The organism is Alcanivorax xiamenensis, assembly GCF_009846745.1.
In the GTDB taxonomy this organism is placed as follows: domain Bacteria; phylum Pseudomonadota; class Gammaproteobacteria; order Pseudomonadales; family Alcanivoracaceae; genus Alloalcanivorax; species Alloalcanivorax xiamenensis.
Genome location: NZ_AQPF01000091.1, coordinates 1 through 4,472, shown reverse-complemented (window position 1 = coordinate 4,472; position 4,472 = coordinate 1). Strand labels below are relative to the sequence as shown.

The 4,472-nt window shown below is 61.5% G+C and carries 4 protein-coding genes; 2 read left to right on the top strand and 2 right to left on the bottom strand.

Annotated features, from left to right (window positions below):
- Positions 1–278: 278 nt before the first annotated feature.
- Entirely contained in the window at positions 279–695 is a 417-nt protein-coding gene (locus A6D6_RS21375) for a DUF4399 domain-containing protein (protein WP_133493204.1), read from the top strand.
- Between the two features lie 53 nt (positions 696–748).
- Here the strand turns inward: A6D6_RS21375 and A6D6_RS21370 are convergent, their stop codons facing one another.
- Positions 749–1,603, bottom strand: coding sequence for a universal stress protein (locus A6D6_RS21370; protein ID WP_133493203.1), 855 nt, complete (start codon positions 1,601–1,603; stop codon positions 749–751).
- Between the two features lie 10 nt (positions 1,604–1,613).
- Positions 1,614–3,092 (bottom strand): SulP family inorganic anion transporter, encoded by a 1,479-nt coding sequence (locus tag A6D6_RS21365; RefSeq protein ID WP_159661824.1) that lies wholly within the window; start codon positions 3,090–3,092, stop codon positions 1,614–1,616.
- A gap of 362 nt (positions 3,093–3,454) precedes the next feature.
- On the opposite strand from A6D6_RS21365, the gene dusA reads away from it, so the two are divergent.
- A complete protein-coding gene (gene dusA, locus A6D6_RS21360; protein WP_159661823.1) occupies positions 3,455–4,444 on the top strand; it encodes a tRNA dihydrouridine(20/20a) synthase DusA in 990 nt (329 codons plus the stop codon).
- The last annotated feature ends 28 nt before the right edge of the window (positions 4,445–4,472 follow it).

Below are 4,472 nucleotides of genomic sequence, written 5' to 3'. Positions count from 1 at the left end.
CCGGACGCCGGACGCCGGACGCCGATAATGCGAAACCAAACCCAACGCCCTGGCAAGCACTAAAACGCTTTTTTTCCGCAATGCCCGCAGCCCCGGGTTTTGACTTTAGCGTCTGGCGTCTGGCGTCCGGCGTCTGGCGTCTGGCGTCCAGCCTCCTTCCCATTTGACAAAAAACGGCAACAGGAGGACCTTTTTGTATCCGGTCTGTCTGGCATTCAATCCATGCCGACCGGCTTTGATGCTGTTACTTTCTTCGCCGTAATCAAGGAGGGCCTGAAATGAAAGTACTACTGACCGCCGCGCTGCTGGTCCTGGCACCGTTCGCCACCGCCATCGAGCGCACTCCCGCGCCGCCCGAAGCCGAGGTGTATTTCATCACACCGCAGGACGGTGACACCGTCTCCGGGCCGGTCACCGTGAAGTTTGGTCTCAAAGGAATGGGCGTGGCCCCCGCCGGCATCACCCAGGACAACACCGGGCACCATCATTTGCTGGTGGATATGAAGGAGGCGGTGAACGAGGATCAGCCTCTGCCCAGCAATGACAACGTGCGCCATTTCGGCGGCGGCCAGACCGAAACCACTCTGGATCTGCCACCGGGCGAACATACCCTGCAACTGATCATGGGCGATGCCCGCCACGTGCCGTTCGAGCCTTCCATCACCAGCGAGGAAATCACCATCACCGTGAAATAAACCGCTGCCGCGGCGGGGTACTCCACCTCGCCGCTGTTTTCCTTTCTCCAGGCTCAGCGCAACAGCAGGTGCGGCACCCTAGCCTCTCGCAGCATTTCATTGGTGGTACTGCCCAGCAGGAATTCCCGGATACGGGAATGGCCGTAAGCGCCCATCACCAGCAGCTCGATACCATGATCCCGCTGATAGCGATGCAACGCCGGCTCCACTTCACCTTCCAGGATGGCGGTGAAGACCTGATGACCGCCATCGGACAAGCGCTCCCCGGCCCAGGCCAGCTCTTCATGACGGGCATGCTGGCCATCATCGACGGTCACCAGATGACAGTCCAGACCACGGAACAGCGGACTGGCGGCCAGCATTTCCACCCCCTTGCGGCAAGTATCACTGCCATCGAAAGCCAGCATGATCACCCCGGGCTCGGAGAACGTATCGGGCACCACCAGTATCGGCCGATAGACCGCCCGGACCACCCGCTCCACGTTGTCCCCCACTTTCGCGGACGCCCCCTGATGCTCGGTGCCCTGCCGCCCGATCACCAGCAGCCGGGTCTCGTCCTGAAGCGCCAGCAGGCTTTCCAACAGGTCACCATGGCGTTGCTGCAACTCCGGATCTTCAATGCCTTTGTCCATCGCCCGGACCTTGGCCGCGTCCAGCATCAACTTTCCCTGCTCCATGGCCACCCGGTTACGGCGGGCATCCAGGTCGGCCAGCTCTTCCATCAGATGTTCACGGGCGCCCAGGCTCAGGGACCCGCTCAAGTCCGTGGGCGTACTCGGATAGCGTTGCTGATCCAGCACATGCAGCAGCTTCAGAGGCGCGTCCAGGCGCCGGCTGGCCCACACCCCGGCATCGCATACCGCGCTGGCGGCCATTGATCCATCAATACAGGCAACGATTTTGCTCATGTTGTGTTCCTCAATGTCCGCCCATCAGTTTTTCCACGGCGTCCGGCTTATCGTGCACCGCGTATTTGTCCACCAGCGTGGCACTGGCCTCATTCAAGCCGATCAGCTCCACATCGGTGCCTTCGCGGCGGAATTTGATGATCGCCTTGTCCAGAGCGCCAATGGCGGTGATATCCCAGAAGTGGGCCCGATGTACATCGATAACCACTTTTTCCAGGGCCTCACGAAAATCGAAAGCGTCCAGGAACTGCTCCGATGAGGTGAAAAATACCTGCCCCACCACATGATAGGTACGTTCGCCGGGAGCGTCCTGCTCCGAACGCACATAAAACACCCGCCCGACTTTATTGGCGTAGAACAGCGCGCTCAGCACCACGCCAACGGCAACCCCCAGGGCCAGGTTATGAGTGAGCACGGTGACCACCACGGTGGCCAACATGACGATGGTGCTGCTGGGTGGGTGGCGGCGCAGGTTCACCAGCGATTCCCAACTGAATGTACCGATGGACACCATGATCATCACCGCCACCAGCGCGGCCATCGGAATCCGCGACACGTGATCGCCGAGAAACACCACCAGGATCAGCAACACCACACCGGCCACCAGCGTGGACAAGCGGGTACGGCCACCGGATTTCACATTGATCATGGACTGGCCGATCATCGCGCAGCCGGCCATGCCACCGAAGAAACCGGCGACGATGTTGGCGATGCCCTGCCCTTTGCATTCCCGGTTTTTATCGCTCCCGGTGTCGGTCAGTTCATCGATGATGGCGGCCGTCATCATGGACTCCAGCAGCCCCACTATCGCCAGCGTCAGGGACACCGGAAAAATGATCTTCAGGGTTTCCAGGGTCAGAGGAATATCCGGCAGCAGAAACACCGGCAGACTGTCCGGCAACTCGCCCTTGTCTCCCACCGTGGGTACGTCCCAGCCCATCGCCATGCACACGATGGAAAGGCCGATAATGCAAATCAGCGGTGATGGCACAGCCCTGGTCAGTAGCGGCAGCAGGTAAATGATCGCCAGACCGGCGACCACCAGCGGATAGACCAGCCAGGGCACACCCACCAGTTCCTTCAGTTGGGCCATGAAAATCAGGATCGCCAGAGCGTTGACGAAACCGGTGATCACCGACCGGGACACGAACCGCATCAGTTGCCCCAGCTTCAGAAAACCGGCAACGATCTGCAGCACACCGGCCAGAACGGTGGCCGCCAGCAGGTACTGCAAGCCATGCTCTTTGACCAGGGTCACCATCACCAGGGCCATGGCACCAGTGGCGGCGGAAATCATGCCAGGCCGGCCACCGGCGAAGGCGGTGACCACGGCAATACAGAACGATGCGTAAAGACCCACTTTGGGGTCCACCTCGGCGATGATGGAAAAAGCGATGGCCTCGGGGATCAATGCCAACGCCACGACAATGCCGGCAAGCACGTCCGCGCGAACATTGCTGAACCAATGCGCTTTAAGGGAAGCAATCATTAACGGAAAACCCCATGTACGTATGCAAAAAACAACACCGCCAAAGGCAGTCGTAAAAAACAGGCGATAAATCGCGAATACGGGACAGCGGTCCCGCGGGAACCAGGCAGTTCCGGGGATAAACACCGTCGGGCCGGCGTGAGAAGCACCTGCCGGGTGTCGGAAGATCCGCGCGCTAGGGCGGAGTCAGGCCATCAAGGATGGCGGGGGAATACGAATGCAACATGAAAATCAGACATTACCAGTCATGGAAGGCGGCGCAGTCTACCAGCCCCCGCCAGTCATGCCCACCTCGGGTCCGGTTTTGCCTCACACCGGCACCGTGCGATAATGCGCCTCCCTGCTGTCGTTGCCACCGTCCCATGCTCCCATCCCCACGCCTTGCCCCCGGTCCCGACCGGCGCCTTTCGGTGGCGCCGATGATGGACTACACCACTCGCGACTACCGCTATCTGGCGCGTCTGATCAGCCGGCACACGCTGCTGTACACGGAAATGGTGGTGGCCCAGGCGGTGATCCATGGCGATCGCGAGCGGCTGCTGGGCTTTGACGATGCCGAGCATCCGGTGGCGGTGCAACTGGGCGGTAGCGACCCGGCGCAATTGGCGGAGGCCACGCGCATCTGCACCGACTACGGCTACGACGAGATCAATCTGAATGTGGGCTGCCCCTCGGACCGGGTGCAGCAAGGCAAGATCGGCGCGGTGCTGATGGCCGAGCCGGACCTGGTGGCCCGCTGCATGGAGGCCATGGCCCGGGTCAGTCCGGTGCCGGTCACGGTGAAGACCCGCATTGGCATCGATGATCAGGACGACTATCCGTTCCTGCAGCGCTTCGTCGCCCGCATGGACACCGCCGGCTGCCGCAGCCTGACCATTCACGCCCGCAAGGCCATTCTCAGCGGCCTGTCGCCGAAGGAGAACCGGGAAATCCCTCCGTTGATCTATGAGCGGGCCTACGCCATCAAGCAGGCGTTCCCGCATCTCGAGGTCATTCTCAACGGCGGCCTGCGCGATCTGCCCTCGGTGCTGCATCATCTGGACCAGGTGGACGGTCTGATGGTGGGCCGGGAAGCCTACGGCAACCCCTGGTGTCTGGCCGGCCTGGACGCCACCGTGTTCGGCGACCCCGCGCCACAACCGGACCGCCACCAGGTAGCTCGGGCCTTCATCCCCTATCTGGAACGGCGCTATGCGGGTGGCTGTCACCCCAAGCACGTGCTGCGCCACGCCCTGAACCTGTTTCAAGGCATGCCCGGAGCACGCGCCTATCGCCGTCATCTGAGCGAGAACATGCACCAGGCGGATACCACCCCAAAGGTGTTCGAGGAAGCGCTGGCGCTGGTGGGTTAGCCGGACGCCGATAATGCAAAACCAGACC

Coding starts and splice junctions, on each gene's coding strand:
- A6D6_RS21375 (WP_133493204.1), top strand. CDS start 279: ATGAAAGTACTACTGACCGCCGCGCTGCTGGTCCTGGCACCGTTCGCC.
- A6D6_RS21370 (WP_133493203.1), bottom strand. CDS start 1,603: ATGAGCAAAATCGTTGCCTGTATTGATGGATCAATGGCCGCCAGCGCG.
- A6D6_RS21365 (WP_159661824.1), bottom strand. CDS start 3,092: ATGATTGCTTCCCTTAAAGCGCATTGGTTCAGCAATGTTCGCGCGGAC.
- dusA (WP_159661823.1), top strand. CDS start 3,455: ATGCTCCCATCCCCACGCCTTGCCCCCGGTCCCGACCGGCGCCTTTCG.